We start from the raw sequence: 16,048 nt of genomic DNA, 5'->3' as shown, positions 1-16,048 counted from the left end.
TCAGTAGCGCCCGGCCGGCCACCCGCGGGATGGCGCGGCGGCGGCGCTCACTCCACGATGGTGAGCTTGGCCACCGACAGCGCTAGCCACTTGGTGCCGTGGCGCGGGAAGTGCACCTGCGCGCGGGCGTCGTCGCCGGCGCCCTCGATGGCCAGCACCTTGCCCTCGCCGAATTTGGTGTGGAAGACCGCCAGCCCCGCGCGCAGGCCGTGCGCTGGCTCGGCCTTGCGCTGCGGCACGGGCGGGCTGGCGAAGGCCTCGGATTTGAAGCCAAATTGGCCTCTAGCGCCCGAACCATAAGCGCTAGCAGCTCCTGAATTAGGAGCAAAAGAGCCAAACCCCTGCTGCTTGGGCGTGAGCCACTTGAGCGCCCCTTCGGGCAGTTCGTCAAAGAAGCGGCTGCGGACGTTGTAGCGCGTCTGGCCGTGCAGCATGCGCGTCTGCGAATGGCTCAGGTACAGCCGCTTACGCGCGCGGGTGATGGCCACGTACATCAGGCGGCGCTCTTCCTCCAGGCCGCCCTGGTCGCTCATGGCGTTTTCGTGCGGGAACAGCCCCTCCTCCATGCCGCCGATGAACACGCCGTCGAACTCCAGCCCCTTGCTGGCATGCACGGTCATGAGCTGCACGGCGTCCTGCCCGGCCTGGGCCTGGTTGTCGCCGGCCTCCAGCGCGGCATGGGTCAGGAAGGCGGCCAGCGGCGACAGGGTTTCGCCGGTGTCCACGTCGAGGATGCCGGGCACGGCGGCCGGGGCCATGGGCGCGTCCGGGTCCAGGCCCTGGCTGACGGGGCTTTGCGTGAGAGGGCTGCCGTGCTCGTCGAGCGGCAGGGCCACGGCGTCGCGGCCGAAGCCCTCCTGGGTGACGAAGCTCTCGGCCGCGCTGACCAGTTCGTCCAGGTTTTCCAGCCGGTCCGCGCCTTCCTTTTCGTTGCGGTAATGCTCCAGCAGGCCGCTGGATTCGAGCACCAGGCCGATGATGCCGCGCAGGTTCTGGCCCTGGGTCTGCTCGCGCATCACATCGATCATGGCCACGAAGCCGCCCAGATTGGCCCCCGCCTTGCCGGGCACAGCGCTCACCGCGTCGTGCAGCGAACAGCCGCTGCTGCGCGCCGCATCCTGCAGCACCTCCAGCGTGCGCGCACCGATGCCGCGCGGCGGGAAGTTCACCACGCGGGTGAAGCTGGTGTCGTCGTGCGGGTTCTCCAGCAGGCGCAGGTAGGCCAGCGCGTGCTTGATCTCCGCGCGCTCGAAGAAGCGCAGGCCGCCATAGACGCGGTAGGGAATGCTGGCATTGAACAGCGCGGATTCGATCACCCGGCTCTGCGCATTGCTGCGGTAGAGCACGGCGATCTCCTTGCGCTCCAGGCCGTCGTTGCGCACCAGCTGCTTGATCTCGTCCACCATCCACTGCGCCTCGGCCAGGTCGGAGCTGGCCTCGTAGATGCGCACGGGCTCGCCGGGGCCCTGCGTGGTGCGCAGGTTCTTGCCCAGGCGCTTGCTGTTGTGGGCGATCAGCGCGTTGGCCGAGTCCAGGATGTTGCTGTAGCTGCGGTAGTTCTGCTCCAGCTTGATCTGGTGGCGCACGTCGAACTCGCGCACAAAGTCCGCCATGTTGCCCACGCGCGCACCGCGAAAGGCGTAGATGCTCTGGTCATCGTCGCCCACGGCGATCACGCTGCCCTGCGTGACCAGGCGGCCGTCCACCGCGTCGCCCGCCAGCAGCTTGAGCCAGGCGTACTGCAGCTTGTTCGTGTCCTGGAACTCGTCCACCAGGATGTGCTGGAAGCGCCGCTGGTAGTGCGCGCGCACCGGGTCATTGTCACGCAGCAGCTCGTAGCTGCGCAACATCAGCTCGCCGAAGTCCACCACGCCCTCGCGCTGGCACTGCTCCTCGTAGAGCTGGTAGATCTCTACCTTCTTGCGCGTGTCCTGGTCGTGCGCCTCCACATCGCGCGGGCGCAGGCCTTCCTCCTTGCAGCCGCTGATGAACCAGGCCAGCTGCTTGGGCGGAAAGCGCTCTTCGTCCACGTTGAACTGCTTGCACAGGCGCTTGACGGCCGAGAGCTGGTCCTGCGTGTCCAGAATCTGGAAGGTCTGCGGCAGCCCCGCCAGCTTGTGGTGCGCGCGCAGCAGCCGGTTGCACAGGCCGTGGAAGGTGCCGATCCACATGCCACGCACGTTGACGGGCAGCATGGCCGTGAGGCGCGCCACCATTTCCTTGGCGGCCTTGTTGGTGAAGGTGACGGCCAGAATACCGCCCGGCGTGGCCAGGCCGTTTTGCAGCAGCCAGGCGATGCGCGTGGTGAGAACGCGCGTCTTGCCAGAACCCGCGCCCGCCAGGATCAGGGCATGCCCCGCGGGCAGGGTGACTGCGGCCAGTTGTTCGGGGTTGAGGTTGTGCAGAAGGGGCGATGCGGCATCGCCCATGCAGAGAGGCGCCGGCGCGCCGGCGTGCGGATCGAAAGAGGGCATGGGGTGATTGTAGAAATATGATCGCAACCCAAACCATCCAAGGAGGAGAGGAAATGAGCGACAAGATACGCAAACACGGCCTGGCATGGGCCACGCTGGCAAGCATGGCCCTGTCGGCCTGTGGCGGCGGCAGCGATGGAGATCGCGGAGGCGACACGCCAACCGTGCCCCCACCTGCACCTGCACCTGCACCTGCACCTGCACCTGCACCTGCACCTGCACCTGCACCTGCACCTGCACCTGCACTCACCTATACGCCAGATGCCGCCGTATGCGCCTGGGTGACCGAAAACGTCACACCGTTCAGTTGGCCCGTGCAATCGATCGGTCCACGCAACTGGCCCTCCGTGCAGATCAAGATGGCAACGGTCCCGAAGCGCAATGCCGAGGGGCTCATTGAGTACACCGTCAGAAGCAACCTATGGGTGCTGCAAAACCACTATGCGCCGCAGATCGAGGCCAAAGGCCTGGCCTACTCCAGCAGCCAGCTTTGGGCGCAGGAGGCATCCTGCAAATACGGCTTCGACGTGGTGGACGCATCCAGCCTGACCGAACTGTCGCATCGCTTCCGTGCCTACATGCCCGACAGCATCGCAGCTCGCGTGGCACAGGAGGAATACACCGAGGGCGTGGAGCAAACCGACCTGTGCCAGCCCGGCCCGTTGTTCCCCACCACTCCGCGGCCCACCCTGCCGCCGGAGTGCAGCGCCGAAAAACCATAGCAGCCGGCGTGCGCCCCCGTACCTGCGACGAACCCCGCCGAATTCAACGGCCACCCGGCCTGCGGCGGCGCTGCGGCGGCGCCGTATCGGCCTGCGCCTGCTGCCACAAGGCATCGCGCTGCTGCAAGACGGCCTCCACCTGCACATGACGCAGCTGCGCCACGGCCGACACCAGTGCATTGCACAAGAAGAATGCCGCCGTGTACGAATCGAACGGCGACGCATTGGCCGTACCCACCAACAGGGTGTGGTCCGCATGCGCCACGATGGGCGAGGCCAGGCTGTCGGTCATGGCCAGCACCGTGCCCCCCTGGGCGCGAAAGTGCCGCGCCGCCAGCTGCGCCCCCTGTGAATAACGCCGGATCGTGAAGACAAGCAACAGATCGCGCGGCTCTATCCACAGCAGCCGGTCCAGTTCGAAGGGCGCGCCCGCCGCCAACTCGTGCACCTGCGGACGGCACATGTTGAGGTGCGAAGCCAGGTAGGCGGACACAGGCACGCTGTTCTTCTCCGCCATGACGAAGACGCGGCCCTTGCACTCGACCACCGCGCGCACCACCGATTCGAAGGCCGCCATATCCAACCCCTGGCGCGTGGCCGCCAGGTTGTGCTGGTCGTGCAGCAGGGCATCGTCCACGCATTCGGCCAGGCTGCGGGCGCCGCCAATCGTGGCCCGCGTGCGCTGGGCCGGGGTCTGCAACAAAGTCGTGACCTCGCTGCGCGCCTCGCGCCGCACTTCGGCCAGGCTGGCATAGCCAAGCTTGGCAAACAACCGCACCACGGTGGAGGCGCTGGTGCCGGCCTGCGCGGCCATGGCACTGGCGGAGTCGAGCAGGCCATCGGGGTAATGCAAACGCAGATGCTCGGCCAGAGCGCGTTCGCGCTGTGTCAGCAGAGCCGCGTGAGAAACCAGGCGTTCGGGAAGCAGCATGGTGGACGAGACAAATGGCGGGGTCGACCCAGGATACCGAAAGTACTCCATTTGCAATGCACATTTCAACTACATATGATTGATGAAATATTTATTTCAGACCAATCCCCCATGTCCGAGTCCACTCCCTTTGCGCCCGCGATACACCCCGCACTTGAGACCAGTGCGCCCCTGTTGCAGTGGCTGGCCACCCAGGAAGACGCCATGCACGCACTGCTCGCACAGATCGTGAACGTGGACAGCGGCAGCGGCCATGAGGAAGGCGTGCGGCAGGTGGCCGCGCTGCTGCGCGCACGCCTGGAAGCCGCAGGCATGGCCGTGCAGACGCTGCCGCAACCCGGCTGGGGCGAGTGCCTGCTGGTGCGCCTGCCCGGCAGCAGCGACGCCACGGGGCACATCCAACTGATGGGCCATATGGACACGGTGTTCCCCCAGGGCACGGTGGCCGAGCGGCCCTGGCGCGTGGAAGGCCACAAGGCCTTCGGCCCGGGCGTGGCCGACATGAAGTCGGGCCTGGTGATGAACGTGTTCGTGCTCGAAGCACTGGCGCGCTTCGGCGGCAATGCCCTGCCCGTGCAGCTGTTCTTCTCGTGCGATGAGGAAGTCGGCTCGCCCGCCTGCCGCACGGTGATCCGCGAGATTTCGCAGGGCGCACGCGCCGTGCTCAACGCCGAACCCGGCCGCATCAGCGGCAATGTGGTGAATGAGCGCAAAGGTTCATACCGCATCGACTTCGAGGTGCAGGGCGTGGCCGCGCATGCGGGCATCAACCCCGCGCAGGGCGCCAGCGCCATCGAAGCCCTGGCGCACAAGATCCTGGCGCTGCACGCGCTGACTGGCTCGCAGCCCGGACTCACGCTCAATGTGGGCTTTGTGCAGGGCGGCATGGCCTCGAACGTGGTGGCGCCGCTGGCCAAGGCCCATCTGGATCTGCGCTACACCGCCGAGAACGATGTGGAAGCCGTGCTGGCCCAGATCCGCGCCATCATTGAAGAAGCCTCGCTGCCGCGTACCAGCGGCCGCATCACGGCCATGACCGGCACACTGCCCATGGCCAAGACGCCCGACGCCTTGCTACAAACCTACCGCGCCAGTGCCGCCCAGGTGGGCTTTGAAGTGGATGGTGAATTCACCGGCGGCGCAGCCGACAGCGGCATCACCTCGGCCATGGGCATTCCATCGCTGTGCGCCCTGGGCCCCGTGGGCGGCTACGCCCACAGCGAGCGCGAATTCTGCGACCTGAGCACTTTCGTGCCACGCGCCCAAGCCCTGGCGCTGACCGTGATGGCCCTGCGCTAACCCCATTTCTCACTCTTGGAATCGACCCGCAACATGAAGAACGAACGCAATACTCTGCCCACGCGCCGCCAACTGCTGGGTGCCGGCCTGGCCACCGCCCTGCCCGCCTTGGCCGCTGCCGACAAGTTCCCCAGCCGTCCGATCACGCTGGTGGTGCCCTTTCCGCCCGGTGGCTCGGTCGACGTGATGGCCCGCATGTACAGCGACGCGCTGGGCCGCATCCTGGGTACCGCCATCGTCGTCGAGAACAAGCCCGGTGCGGGCGGCTCCATCGGCACACAGTTCGTAGCCCGCGCCAAGCCCGACGGCTATACCCTGGTGGTTTCCTCGCAAAGCAGCCACCTGGCCAACCCCCTGGTGCAACCCAACCTGGGATATGACCCCATCAAGGATTTTGAAAACCTGGCCATGCTGGGCCGCCAGCCCAATGTGTTGGCCGTGCACCCCAGCCTGCCCGTCAAGAATCTGCAGGAATTCGTGGCCTATCTGAAGGCCAACCCGGGCAAGATCAATTTCTGCAGCGCGGGCGCGGGCAGCATGGGCCAGCTCAACGCCGAAGCCTTCCAGATGGAGTACGGCACCCAGGCTGTCCACATTCCCTACAAGGGCGGCTCCCCTCTGATCACGGCCGTCCTGGCCAACGAGGTGCAGTTCGCCTTCGACAACCTGGTCATCTTCCTGGAGCACATCAAGGCCGGAAAGCTGCGTGCACTGGCCGTGGCGGCACCCGAGCGCCTGACCCAGTTGCCCGATGTGCCCACGTTCGGCGAACTGGGCAAGCCCATGCTCAACCAGACCTCCTGGACTGGCATTGCCGCCCCCGCAGGCGTACCCAAGCCGGTGGTGGACACGATCTTCCAGGCCATCCGCAAGGCGGCTACCGAGCCCGCCATGCTCAAGCAGCTCACCGACCGCGCCGTAATCCCTCCGGAAGACATGACGCCTGCCGCTTTCGAGAAGCTGATGTCCGACCGTCTGGTGAGCTACGGCGAAGTGGTACGCCGCGCCAAGATCAGGCCGGAATAACGGGACAGGAGTGCCGCAGCCAGCCACGCGGGGCGGCACCCTCGCGCATGGTTGGGCATATACCCACCATCGCTATACGGCCAGTCCTCTTTCTCGAGGCGGGCCGTATAGAATCAATCACCGGGCCCAAGTTTCTTGCGCCCGGTTTTTTTGCGCCCGCGCATCATGAAAACCGGGACAAGCCAAGCGCCCATCGCCCGCGAAATCCGTCGCGAGCGACCTCTACAGGAGCTTGGAACCTCATGGAAATCTTCGATTACGACAACATCCTGCTGCTGCCGCGCAAGTGCCGCGTGGAAAGCCGCTCGGAATGTGACACCGGCGTGGAACTGGGCGGCCGCCGCTTTCGCCTGCCGGTAGTGCCCGCCAACATGAAGACGGTGGTGGACGAGAAGATCTGCGCCTGGCTGGCGAAGAACGGCTACTTCTACGTCATGCACCGCTTCGACCTGGACAACGTGCAGTTCATCAAGCAAATGCATGCCCAGGGTTGCTTCGCCTCGATCTCGCTGGGCGTGAAGCAGCCCGACTACGACACCGTGGACCGCTTCGTGGCCGAGGGCATCTGCCCCGAATACATCACCATCGACATCGCCCATGGCCATGCCGACAGCGTGAAGAACATGATCGCCTACCTGAAGGACAAGATCCCTGCGGCCTTCGTGATCGCCGGCAACGTGGGCACGCCCGAGGCCGTGATCGACCTGGAGAACTGGGGCGCCGATGCGACCAAGGTGGGCATCGGCCCGGGCAAGGTCTGCATCACCAAGCTCAAGACCGGCTTCGGCACGGGCGGCTGGCAGCTGTCGGCGCTGAAGTGGTGCGCGCGCGTGGCCACCAAGCCCATCATTGCCGACGGCGGCATCCGCAGCCACGGCGACATCGCCAAGAGCGTGCGCTTCGGTGCCTCCATGGTGATGGTCGGCTCGCTGTTCGCGGGCCATGAAGAATCGCCCGGCCGCACCGTCGAAGTGGATGGCGAACTGTTCAAGGAGTACTACGGCTCGGCCTCCGACTTCAACAAGGGGGAATACAAGCACGTGGAAGGCAAGCGCATCCTGGAACCCATCAAGGGCAAGCTGATCGACACGCTGACCGAAATGGAGCAGGACATCCAGAGCTCCATCAGCTACTCAGGCGGCAGGAAGCTCATGGACATCCGCAAGGTGAACTACGTGATCCTGGGGGGCGACAACGCGGGAGAGCATCTGTTGATGTAATTTTTTCGCCCAATTCTGCGAGCACCCAAAAAATTCGTGCATAATTCATGGCTGTGCTGCAGTGCAGCGCACACAAGCAGAGGGGGCTCTTAGCTCAGTTGGTAGAGCAGCGGACTCTTAATCCGTTGGTCGAGTGTTCGAGTCACTCAGGGCCCACCAACATATACAAAGAAACCTCGCTATCGCAAAGATAGCGGGGTTTTTCTTTTATTCCCACCGTGGGAATATCGTTCCCTCTCGATTACGCCCCAGGCAGTCGCGCCCCCGCCTGCAACTCCGTCTTGCGCTGGCTGCTGAAGCTGGTACCCAGCCAGTACGCCCCCACCACGCCAATCACCGTCAGCACCGCCGTGACGATCTGCACGCGCAGCTCGCCCGAATAGGTATCGGGGTGCACGAACAGCACGTCCACCAGCAGCATGAAGGGCATCAGCAGCAGCGTGAACGTGACCCAGAACGCCGGGTTGTGCCAGAAGCCCGGGGTGCCTGGCTCCAGGTACTTTGCGTTCGCCGCGCGCGCGGCCGCAATGCCGCCCCCCACCTCGGTGATCTCGTACCACTTCGCCTCAATAGCCTGGCGCACCTGCGCGGCCGCGGCGGGGTCGGCCTGGATCATCTCCAGCAGGTCCTGCTCGTTCTTCGCGCTGATCGCCTCCTTGGCCGTGTCCACCACGATCTGCGCGGCCTTGATGTTGCGCTCCGACGTTTCGGAGCCCGAGGAAAACAACGTGCCCAGCTTGGGCACCAGGTCCAGCAGGGTGGGCAGCACGGCGGCAATGAAGGGGGCCATGAACGATCCTTTCGATGAAGCGGTGTTGGAAGGGGTGGAGGCCTGCGGCGCGGCCGGCGCCGGCGCCGGCGCGGGGGTGGGAGTTGTGGGCGCCGGCACGGCCGGCCCGTCCTGGCCGAACAGGCCGCCGTGCTGCTGGTACAGCGCGCGCGCCTTTCCCCAGCTGATGACTGGTTGGCCATACGGGCTATCCGGCAGGCTTGCCCATTCGCGGTTGCACTTGCGCACCGCCTCGTCGAAGCGCCCCGCCAGCACATCCTGCAGCGCGGCGCGGCCCCGAATGAGCGCCACCGCTCCCAGGTCCTGATTGCGCGGTGAGAAGTCGGCAAAGCCGTATTGCTTCACCAGCCCGTCCCAGGTTCCCGCCAGGAACTGGTAGGCGCCCGCAGCCGTGCTGGTGATCGGCTTGCCGCCGAGCCGCTTGGTGATCTTGCGGCGCGGGTGGTCGGCGAACGAGTCGAACCGCTCGCCCCCGAACATCACGCGGTAGCCGTCATCTGCGCCGGTGCCCTCGCCGTAGCGCAGCATGCGCAGGAACGCGCGCAGGTTCGTGCTGTTGTCCAGCCACTGGGCCAGGTCGTTGATGGTTGCCATACCCTAACCTCCCACAGAAAAAAGTGCCTTGGCCAACTTGGCCAGCAGCGCCCAACCGCCAACCGCATACACGATGCCCCCAAGCAACAGGAACATGGCGCCGCGGCTGAGCATGCCCGCCAAGCCACCCAGCACCATGCGCCCTGCCCGGTGCGTGGCCTGACGCTGCAGCGCCTGCATGCCGGCGCTCCAAAAGCGCGCCGCCGTGTCCTCGGTGATCGCGCCCTTGATGCCTTCGCTCACGGCCTGTTTCACTGCCTGCTGCACCAACTCCGTCATGTAGTCGATGGTCTCTTGCGTCAGCCGCACCTCGGCCGGTCTGCGCCGGTCGTTTGAACCCTCATGCAAAGGCATGCGCCTCTCCCCCGGTTGTTGGAATGGGTTGCGCATACATCGTGCGCACCATGGCCGCCGCGCCGTTCGGGCCATAGCGCCAGGGTTCCGACCAGCGCAACGCGGCGCCCAGCGCCTCGCTGCAGAACCACCCGCGCTCGCTGTCGCGCAGCCATGGCAACACAAAGCGCACATTGCCCATGAGGTCGTATGGCGCGCCCACGTTGCGCTCGAACCAGTCGCGTGCATAGGCCTCCAGCCCGGGCGGCAGCGCCAGAAAGGCCCAGTGCGCCGGATCGGCCACGATGCGCTTGAGCCGCACCCCGCCGTCCACCCAGGAGGCCGAGCCCCACATGCCATCGCTGAAGACGATCTCGCAGTGGCTGTAGGGGCCATGGTCGATCAACCGCACGCCGCGGCTGTACAGGCCCTGCAGGCCGGGGCGGGTCGCCTTGTAAAACGCGGCCTTCATCGCGGGCGCTCCGTGTCCTGTATGGGTGCCAGGAGAATTTCGTCAGCGCGCCCGGCGGCAATGAGCCCCGCGGCCTCCAACGCGAGCACGCCGGCCTGTGCATCGGCGCGCGACAGGTCGATGTGTGCGGCCTTTGAAACCTTGTCCAGGTAGCGTCTCACCTGGGCCGCCTCAACCGTGGCGCCGATAGAAGCCAGGTCAATAGCAATGGCCTCTGCGTCGGTGAAGCGATCGACAAACGCCAGGTTCGTAATTCGGAAGTCAGGTGGAGCCTCGGCTGGAATAGCTGCTTCACCAGACCGCACGATCAGCCCGTTCAGGTCAATTTCGATCATCACTGAATCCCCTGCATGATGTAGTTGACCCCGGCCTGTACAGGGGCGGTCAGGGCGACGTTGGGCGTGTAATACACGCGCATGCTGCGCCGGAACTGCACCCACGCAGACTGCGGCATGGCAAAGAACCGGTTCACCGCCACCCCATTGGGAGCCAGGCCAGGCACAGCGGATCCCAAGAACGTCGAATGCGATTGGCCGCTAGTCGACGTCGAACGATGGATCGTGCTGCCAACAACGCGACCATCAATCTCCAGCTCCACAGCCACATCTATGGCTGTTGAAATCGATGTGCGCGTCGAGAGAAAACCCAGCGCCCCGCGCCCCACAGCCTCCAGCACCAGGGTGCGCACCCCCGACGATATTGCAGCGGGAATATTGGCCTGGGTAGCTCCTGTTAGCGCCGCAACGACCGACTCCGCAGTCAGGATCGCAGGCACACCCACGGATGTGGTGCGCACATAGCTCGATGCGATGTAGTTGATCAGATCGTCTGCCGGGTCTATCGCGCTGACACCCGTGGCCGTCTTGCGCGTGTAGATCTCACCGTCTAGCGGGCTGATGACAGATTCCCACTGTTTGATGGTGCGCGTTGCGCTCCAGACCTGCAGGCCGCTGCCGCCCTGTCCCAATAGATTTGCCAGCGTGGTCATACGAGTCCTCGTGTTGCGTCTTGATATGTCAGCTCACCGGAGCCACCGAATGCTGCTGAGAGCACTTGCGAGCCCACAGCACGGCCGCGCAGCGGCGTCAAGCCAAAGGCCAGCGTGTACTGCGCCCCGTTGCCGATTGCTTCAACCACCGCGAATTTGTCGCCGACACCCCAGCTGCTAGGGAGCGTGAGCGTGATTCCAGCTGCTGCCACGATGTAGGCCACATTGGCGACGCACGCCGTGTCTGCTGTGACCACCTGCCGCGTCATGCCACCTACACTTCCCGGCACTGCCACTCCGATCACCCAATCCGCGCGCGCGGTGCTGCCAGCGAATGCATCCACGGCGATGACCAGCTGGCCTGTGGCCCCGTCGTAGCTAACGACCGGGCCGCTCATCTGATCAGCGGGCGTACCTGCGCTGGTGGCAACGAGGTACATGCCTGTCACGAAAGAGCGCCCCGTTTGGATCGTGAAGGCCTTGTTGCCCGCGCCGGGCGTCAGGCTGGTCGTGCTGCTGGCCTTGAGTTGCTGCGTGGCGAAGACCTCGGCCTGGTCGCGGTAGTCTTCTGCCAGGTCCCGCGCGGCCTCTGCTGCAGCAGCCGCGGGCACGGCGATGTCGCGCGCTGCAACAGCTTCGTCACGCTTTGTCGAGGCTGTAGCTGCCGCCGATGTGGCAATGCCGGCCTGCGTGGTCGCAGTTTCAGCCGCGGCAACAGCCTCATCCCGCTTTGTCGTTGCTGTGCCGGCAGCAGTGTCTGCCGCTCCAGCCTGCGTCTGAGCTCTATCGGCTTCCGTAGCGACAAAGTCGGCAGCGGCGTCGATATAGTCCACCGAGGCGTTGACGCCTTCGACCATCCCGGGGAAGGCGGCCATCATCGCGTCGCCCCGGGCGGCGAAGTTGACGCGGTCGTTGCGCTGAGGAACAGGTGTCGGCACTGGAGGGACCGGTGCCGGCTTGGTGGGTTTCGGCATTAAACGCCCTCCGTTTCGAGTGTGAGTTCAGAAAGCTCGTGCTCTACGAGTTCAAATTCAAAGTCAGTGCAAATGGCTACCAGCGTGAGCAGATCGGCGTACTCGTCTTGGTCGTTGTCCAGGCCGACAAACACGCAGGGCACTCCGCTTGCGGCAAAGTCCAGCGCCGCCCGCGCGCGTTGGATGCTCGGTTTCTCGATCAGCATCCGTTGAGACACCAGGGGAATCGACTTGCGCGGGACGATGTCGCGCAGCTCACCGTAGTCATCGCGATCCACCGTACTGAACCCGCGGCGACGCACGCGCGGGCCTACTTTGGTATCGCCTATGTAGATGGCATCACCCACAATCAGCTTGCCAATTCCTATGGGGGTTCCAGAGTCAATTTGCACCCTGAGCACGCCGTCGGTATATGTAGGGATGCCAAGCTCCAAGAACGTACTGCGCAAGTCGAATGGAGCGAAGAAATAGTCCTCCCAACTGGCGATGGGTGTGCTGTCCAGCTGGCGCTTGATCGGACCCCACACGGTTTCCCCAGCTTTGCCGAGCGTGCTGAACACCTCTACGACAGCCACGCCGGCCGTGTACAGGATCTTCATGCCCGCAGCCAAGGCGTTGGCCACGCCGTTCAGACGTTCGCCCGAAGTCATCGACTCCAGAAACGAGCCTGTGAGGTTGTTGAGCGTGGGCAGGAGCTGCGCCGCCACGCGGGCACCCACACCCTGCACACCAAGCTGCATCAGCTCAAGCGTGTCATTGAACTGCCCGGCCTTGGCCGCCGTTTCGTCCTCAATCACGAGACCGAGCTTTTCCGACATCTCGGTGAGCTCGCGGATGCCCTCAGAACCGCTGTTGAGCAGCGGGACCATTTCCGCCCCCGACTTGCCAAAGATCTCGACGGCCAGGGCTGTTTTTCCGGCGCCATCCTCCAGAGCGGTGAACTTGTCCGCCACCTCCAGGAGCACAGACGTGGTGCTGCGCAGGCTGCCATCGGTGTTCTTCGCGTTCACCCCGAGAGCGCGCAGGCCTGCATTGCCATCGCTCATCTCCTTGGAGAGCCTCGTCAGGCTCGACGTCATTGCGTCTTCGCTCATGCCGGCCTGCTGGTAGGCGAGCTTGAGCTGCGAAAGCTCTTTGGCGGAAACACCCACACGTCCGGACATTTCGTCCAGCGCGTCGGCTGCGTTGATGGCGTTCTTGATGAACCCCGTGAACGCGCCGATGGTCAGCGTGACGCCGATCATGCCCAACGCTCTGCCGGCCAGATCGGCGGCCTTCTGCATCTGTTCAGACGCACCCTTGACGATACCAACGCCCTGGTCCATCTGCTTCTTGAGCTCCGCCATGTTGGCGAGCATCTGAATTTCAAGAGAACCAGCGATCATGGTGAGTCCAGAAAAACAAAAGGCCCGCCGAAGCGAGCCTTGAAAAAGAAAAACCGCCCGAGGGCGGTTTGTCGCGATTAGTTGAAGAACAGTTTATTCAACATCAACTATTTTTTCCGAGCAAAATTCCGAATAGAGTTTTATGAATTTCAGCTCTGAAATTGCATTACTTGAGTCGCTGACAATCGAATGCACTGCGTTATGAAGAAATAACTTGTAGCCAACATAACCACCATAAGAATTCTTCGCATTGACCTGCCCACACAATGTAGGCACATCCGGCTTGCTGATTATCACGTCACGGAATTTTGCCGAATCAGGATCTTTGAAGTTATCCGAAATGTTGCGCTTAGCCCGCTTCACGAAACCAGCATAGTTGCCTTTCGCAATTTGCTCAGCATCTTTTTCCGCGACTCTTTTGGCAACATCCAAAGGTGCTCTCTTTTTCTCACTCCGCAGGACCAAGAACTCTTCGATGCTCAAAGCCCGTTGACCTACAAAAACGCGGTCAACCCGGCGCTCTGCAATATTCACTGAGCATACGTAATGTTCTCCGCCTTCTGCCAAAGAGACATTCACACTTCCTTGCTCGGAAAACCGGAGGTCACCGTCGTTTTGCATGTCGGTCGCACCGGGGAAAACGTCAAAGCAAATTCCAGAATAGGTCGCATACGCCTCGTTCGATAACTGCCTGCGCGTCTCAACCTCGCGCATGATGCGCAGCTGCTCCTCCTGCGACATGGTCCCGCCCTGAACTGCGCAGCCCCCGAGCGCCAAAGCGATCAGCCCAAAAACGATAGTGCGCATTGCCCCTCCTCTTTGCAAAAGAGTAATGCTATCCCCTCAGCGCATCCTTGATCCGCCGGGCCACTGCCTTTCTGTCCAGCTGCTCAGGCTCTGGCGCCCACGGCGCAGGGTGCTTGGGGTCCTCTGCCGCCCTGATCTCCCGCGCAAACTCCGCGGACATGGCTCGCAGCGTGGTTACCTCCCAAGGGCGCAGCGAAACACCGCTCAGCTGCGTCCACGCCTCGATCTCGCGATAGCTCAGGCGCACCGGGCCAGCCATGCCAGGCTCGACGTAGTCCAACGCCTGTAGGTACTCCAGCAGGTAGCGGACCTCGCCGGCCAGGGGCGGGTAATACACCTCGGCTTCCCGGGCCTTTGCCTGCTCGGCGCGCGGGGGTAGCTGGACGTCCTTCTCGGTCTTGCCCACCTTCTCCCGGCGCTTTTGCGGCGCACACCACCAAGCAATCTGCCTAGCGTAGAGGATCAGGCCGTCGCCGAGGTCTGAGAAAAATTTGCCCAGTCCTTCACATGTTCAGCCACCTGGTCGCCGATGAAGCCGATGGAGGGGTCGCCGTAAACGGCCAGGGCCAGGTCGCGACCGGTCTTGCCTTCGTAGTCCAGGTGCTGGAAGCCCGAGGTGATGTCCGCCAGGTATTCGGCCTGTTCCTTGAGCTTCACGTCGACCGTCTGGTCGGTGTTGCCGCGCTTCTGCAAGCGCTTAACCGCGCGGTTGTTGACCTTCGTGGTGGCCTGCTGGAACTCCTTGGAGCCCGGGCCATAGATGGTCACGCCAACAGCCTGAGTCTTGTTCTCGTCGGCCCACATCAGGTTGTCCGAGGCGTCCTTGAGGTGCAGGAACGAGGTGGCGGCAACTGCTTTGGTCTTGATGTTGAGATTCATGGAATTTCCTTTTCAGCGGAGAGAAGTGATGCCCGTGCGCAACCACCCGCCCCGCTGAAGGAGCGAAGCGGCTGCGTCGGTGCAAGGGATTGGCCCGAAGGCCGGGGGATTGATCAGGGGCCGACCGGGGCCGGCACCTCGACGATGCCGATGCCGGACTTACTGGTGGTCAGCGACAGTTCCACCGTGGCGGTGCGTATGCCTGTGGCCTTCCCCGACTTGAACCAAGCCTTGGGCTTGATGTGGTCCACCTCGTGGGCCGGGAGCGCACGAACCTTGCCGCCCTGGCAATCAGGGCATTGGCAAAGGTGGCAGTCGCGCTCGAGGATCTGGGCACGCAGCTTGTCCCAGTGCGCGCCGTAGCCCCGGGACTGACGACTCGTCTTGCTCCAGGTCATACGCGCCTTTCGTGTTCTTTCGCCCCATCGGTCTACCCTTCCGGGCTGGAGCGTGCCTCGCTGTGCGCCAGTCTTGGCCGCGACAGTTCGCGGCGGAGTGCCACACGCCTTCGAACGGCTCGGGCGTGGCCGGCGCTAGCTTGCCGGGTCGATTCGCAAACGAAAAAGCCCGCATGGGGTGATCCTTGCGGGCTTTGCTTTGGTCGCGCCTCCAGCTGCCGTTGGGCAACCGGGGCGCACTACACGGTGTAGCGGAGAAGTGGGGGGACTGTATCCCGGGCCAACTCGTATCGCAACCTGTATACCCTCCAAAAATGACGCAACCCTTCGATACGGCTGGCCTCCCACGTCGCGGCAGTGATGCGGTGCCGACGTCGCGCGGCCATGGGGTGTTCCTTCTGCGGGATGTAGTGAGCCTGCAGCACACGGCGGTACTGCATCGGTACCACAACCAAGGCGTGCTGCACCTTCATCGCGTTCCAGTCGGGGATGAACGGCGCCAGGGGCTCTTCGCAGTCCACTCCGCGTGTGTGTGGTGGGCGGTATTCGCCTTCCGCACTGGCGCAGCGTTGTTTGCGGTAGCGATCCTGGGCCCAAAGGCCGTACCGCGTCAGCAGTTCGTCGGCGTCTCGCAAGTCGAGGGGCAAGGTTGCGGGCTTGGCAGCCCGAGCTCGTGCCACCGTCACCTGCTCGCGCGCCACCTCCACAAAGCCTTCGAGGGTGTCGCAGGTCATCGAGCACCGCCTTCCAAGCCGA

18 protein-coding genes and 1 tRNA gene are annotated in these 16,048 nt (G+C 64.0%); 5 read left to right on the top strand and 14 right to left on the bottom strand.

Going from position 1 to position 16,048, the window contains the following annotated elements; translation table 11 throughout:
- Positions 1-47 precede the first annotated feature (47 nt).
- Positions 48-2,474, bottom strand: a complete 2,427-nt coding sequence (locus BP68_RS11300; RefSeq protein WP_496371733.1) for a UvrD-helicase domain-containing protein — start codon at positions 2,472-2,474, stop codon at positions 48-50.
- Between the two features lie 53 nt (positions 2,475-2,527).
- Between BP68_RS11300 and BP68_RS11295 the strand changes: the two genes are divergently transcribed.
- Positions 2,528-3,196 (top strand): hypothetical protein, encoded by a 669-nt coding sequence (locus BP68_RS11295; RefSeq protein WP_496371731.1) that lies wholly within the window; start codon positions 2,528-2,530, stop codon positions 3,194-3,196.
- Positions 3,197-3,239: 43 nt separating this feature from the next.
- Here the strand turns inward: BP68_RS11295 and BP68_RS11290 are convergent, their stop codons facing one another.
- A complete protein-coding gene (locus tag BP68_RS11290) occupies positions 3,240-4,127 on the bottom strand; it encodes a MurR/RpiR family transcriptional regulator (protein ID WP_496371729.1) in 888 nt (295 codons plus the stop codon).
- A 111-nt stretch (positions 4,128-4,238) separates the two neighbouring features.
- Here BP68_RS11290 and BP68_RS11285 point away from each other — a divergent pair, with 111 nt between their 5' ends.
- From BP68_RS11285 to BP68_RS11270, 4 genes are all read left to right on the top strand, one after another.
- Positions 4,239-5,426, top strand: a complete 1,188-nt coding sequence (locus BP68_RS11285; RefSeq protein ID WP_496371727.1) for a M20 family metallopeptidase — start codon at positions 4,239-4,241, stop codon at positions 5,424-5,426.
- 33 nt (positions 5,427-5,459) lie between these two features.
- Positions 5,460-6,452: a tripartite tricarboxylate transporter substrate binding protein BugE gene (locus BP68_RS11280; protein WP_496371725.1), complete on the top strand. Its 993-nt coding sequence runs from the start codon at positions 5,460-5,462 to the stop codon at positions 6,450-6,452.
- 242 nt (positions 6,453-6,694) lie between these two features.
- A complete protein-coding gene (locus BP68_RS11275) occupies positions 6,695-7,672 on the top strand; it encodes a GMP reductase (protein ID WP_496371723.1) in 978 nt (325 codons plus the stop codon).
- An 83-nt stretch (positions 7,673-7,755) separates the two neighbouring features.
- Positions 7,756-7,831: transfer RNA gene (locus BP68_RS11270), tRNA-Lys, on the top strand.
- 82 nt (positions 7,832-7,913) lie between these two features.
- Here BP68_RS11270 and BP68_RS11265 read toward each other — a convergent pair.
- The 12 genes from BP68_RS11265 to BP68_RS11210 all read right to left on the bottom strand — a co-directional run bounded on the left by BP68_RS11265 (position 7,914) and on the right by BP68_RS11210 (position 16,026).
- Positions 7,914-9,056, bottom strand: a complete 1,143-nt coding sequence (locus BP68_RS11265) for a glycoside hydrolase family 24 protein (protein ID WP_496371721.1) — start codon at positions 9,054-9,056, stop codon at positions 7,914-7,916.
- 3 nt (positions 9,057-9,059) lie between these two features.
- Complete coding sequence (locus tag BP68_RS11260; RefSeq protein WP_496371719.1) at positions 9,060-9,410, bottom strand: hypothetical protein; 351 nt, start codon at positions 9,408-9,410, stop codon at positions 9,060-9,062.
- On the bottom strand, positions 9,397-9,861 hold the full coding sequence (locus BP68_RS11255) for a hypothetical protein (RefSeq protein ID WP_496371717.1): 465 nt from the start codon (positions 9,859-9,861) through the stop codon (positions 9,397-9,399). Before BP68_RS11255 ends, BP68_RS11260 begins: the two co-directional genes overlap by 14 nt.
- Positions 9,858-10,196 carry a hypothetical protein gene (locus tag BP68_RS11250; RefSeq protein ID WP_496371715.1) on the bottom strand — a complete coding sequence of 113 codons (339 nt, stop codon included), beginning with the start codon at positions 10,194-10,196 and terminating at the stop codon, positions 9,858-9,860. Before BP68_RS11250 ends, BP68_RS11255 begins: the two co-directional genes overlap by 4 nt.
- Positions 10,196-10,849, bottom strand: a complete 654-nt coding sequence (locus tag BP68_RS11245; protein ID WP_496371713.1) for a hypothetical protein — start codon at positions 10,847-10,849, stop codon at positions 10,196-10,198. The genes BP68_RS11250 and BP68_RS11245 overlap by 1 nt, the downstream gene beginning before the upstream one ends.
- Positions 10,846-11,823, bottom strand: a complete 978-nt coding sequence (locus BP68_RS11240; RefSeq protein ID WP_496371711.1) for a hypothetical protein — start codon at positions 11,821-11,823, stop codon at positions 10,846-10,848. The genes BP68_RS11245 and BP68_RS11240 overlap by 4 nt, the downstream gene beginning before the upstream one ends.
- Positions 11,823-13,208, bottom strand: coding sequence for a phage tail tape measure protein (locus tag BP68_RS11235; protein ID WP_496371709.1), 1,386 nt, complete (start codon positions 13,206-13,208; stop codon positions 11,823-11,825). The genes BP68_RS11240 and BP68_RS11235 overlap by 1 nt, the downstream gene beginning before the upstream one ends.
- Positions 13,209-13,301: 93 nt before the next feature.
- The gene (locus tag BP68_RS11230) at positions 13,302-14,015 is read right to left on the bottom strand and encodes a hypothetical protein (protein WP_496371707.1); all 714 of its coding nucleotides are present in this window, start codon (positions 14,013-14,015) and stop codon (positions 13,302-13,304) included.
- A 28-nt stretch (positions 14,016-14,043) separates the two neighbouring features.
- The gene (locus BP68_RS11225) at positions 14,044-14,421 is read right to left on the bottom strand and encodes a hypothetical protein (RefSeq protein ID WP_496371706.1); all 378 of its coding nucleotides are present in this window, start codon (positions 14,419-14,421) and stop codon (positions 14,044-14,046) included.
- A gap of 56 nt (positions 14,422-14,477) precedes the next feature.
- On the bottom strand, positions 14,478-14,894 hold the full coding sequence (locus BP68_RS11220) for a hypothetical protein (protein WP_496371704.1): 417 nt from the start codon (positions 14,892-14,894) through the stop codon (positions 14,478-14,480).
- Positions 14,895-15,007: 113 nt separating this feature from the next.
- On the bottom strand, positions 15,008-15,292 hold the full coding sequence (locus BP68_RS11215) for an HNH endonuclease (RefSeq protein ID WP_496371702.1): 285 nt from the start codon (positions 15,290-15,292) through the stop codon (positions 15,008-15,010).
- A 239-nt stretch (positions 15,293-15,531) separates the two neighbouring features.
- A complete protein-coding gene (locus tag BP68_RS11210) occupies positions 15,532-16,026 on the bottom strand; it encodes a hypothetical protein (protein ID WP_496371700.1) in 495 nt (164 codons plus the stop codon).
- Positions 16,027-16,048 lie beyond the last annotated feature (22 nt).

The organism is Diaphorobacter oryzae DSM 22780, from assembly GCF_059568935.1.
This window is presented reverse-complemented; position numbering and strand designations above follow the sequence as displayed.

Bases quoted from the DNA above. Each gene is read 5' to 3' on its own strand.
- BP68_RS11300 (WP_496371733.1), bottom strand. From the start codon at position 2,474: ATGCCCTCTTTCGATCCGCACGCCGGCGCGCCGGCGCCTCTCTGCATG.
- BP68_RS11295 (WP_496371731.1), top strand. From the start codon at position 2,528: ATGAGCGACAAGATACGCAAACACGGCCTGGCATGGGCCACGCTGGCA.
- BP68_RS11290 (WP_496371729.1), bottom strand. From the start codon at position 4,127: ATGCTGCTTCCCGAACGCCTGGTTTCTCACGCGGCTCTGCTGACACAG.
- BP68_RS11285 (WP_496371727.1), top strand. From the start codon at position 4,239: ATGTCCGAGTCCACTCCCTTTGCGCCCGCGATACACCCCGCACTTGAG.
- BP68_RS11280 (WP_496371725.1), top strand. From the start codon at position 5,460: ATGAAGAACGAACGCAATACTCTGCCCACGCGCCGCCAACTGCTGGGT.
- BP68_RS11275 (WP_496371723.1), top strand. From the start codon at position 6,695: ATGGAAATCTTCGATTACGACAACATCCTGCTGCTGCCGCGCAAGTGC.
- BP68_RS11265 (WP_496371721.1), bottom strand. From the start codon at position 9,056: ATGGCAACCATCAACGACCTGGCCCAGTGGCTGGACAACAGCACGAAC.
- BP68_RS11260 (WP_496371719.1), bottom strand. From the start codon at position 9,410: ATGCCTTTGCATGAGGGTTCAAACGACCGGCGCAGACCGGCCGAGGTG.
- BP68_RS11255 (WP_496371717.1), bottom strand. From the start codon at position 9,861: ATGAAGGCCGCGTTTTACAAGGCGACCCGCCCCGGCCTGCAGGGCCTG.
- BP68_RS11250 (WP_496371715.1), bottom strand. From the start codon at position 10,196: ATGATCGAAATTGACCTGAACGGGCTGATCGTGCGGTCTGGTGAAGCA.
- BP68_RS11245 (WP_496371713.1), bottom strand. From the start codon at position 10,849: ATGACCACGCTGGCAAATCTATTGGGACAGGGCGGCAGCGGCCTGCAG.
- BP68_RS11240 (WP_496371711.1), bottom strand. From the start codon at position 11,823: ATGCCGAAACCCACCAAGCCGGCACCGGTCCCTCCAGTGCCGACACCT.
- BP68_RS11235 (WP_496371709.1), bottom strand. From the start codon at position 13,208: ATGATCGCTGGTTCTCTTGAAATTCAGATGCTCGCCAACATGGCGGAG.
- BP68_RS11230 (WP_496371707.1), bottom strand. From the start codon at position 14,015: ATGCGCACTATCGTTTTTGGGCTGATCGCTTTGGCGCTCGGGGGCTGC.
- BP68_RS11220 (WP_496371704.1), bottom strand. From the start codon at position 14,894: ATGAATCTCAACATCAAGACCAAAGCAGTTGCCGCCACCTCGTTCCTG.
- BP68_RS11215 (WP_496371702.1), bottom strand. From the start codon at position 15,292: ATGACCTGGAGCAAGACGAGTCGTCAGTCCCGGGGCTACGGCGCGCAC.
- BP68_RS11210 (WP_496371700.1), bottom strand. From the start codon at position 16,026: ATGACCTGCGACACCCTCGAAGGCTTTGTGGAGGTGGCGCGCGAGCAG.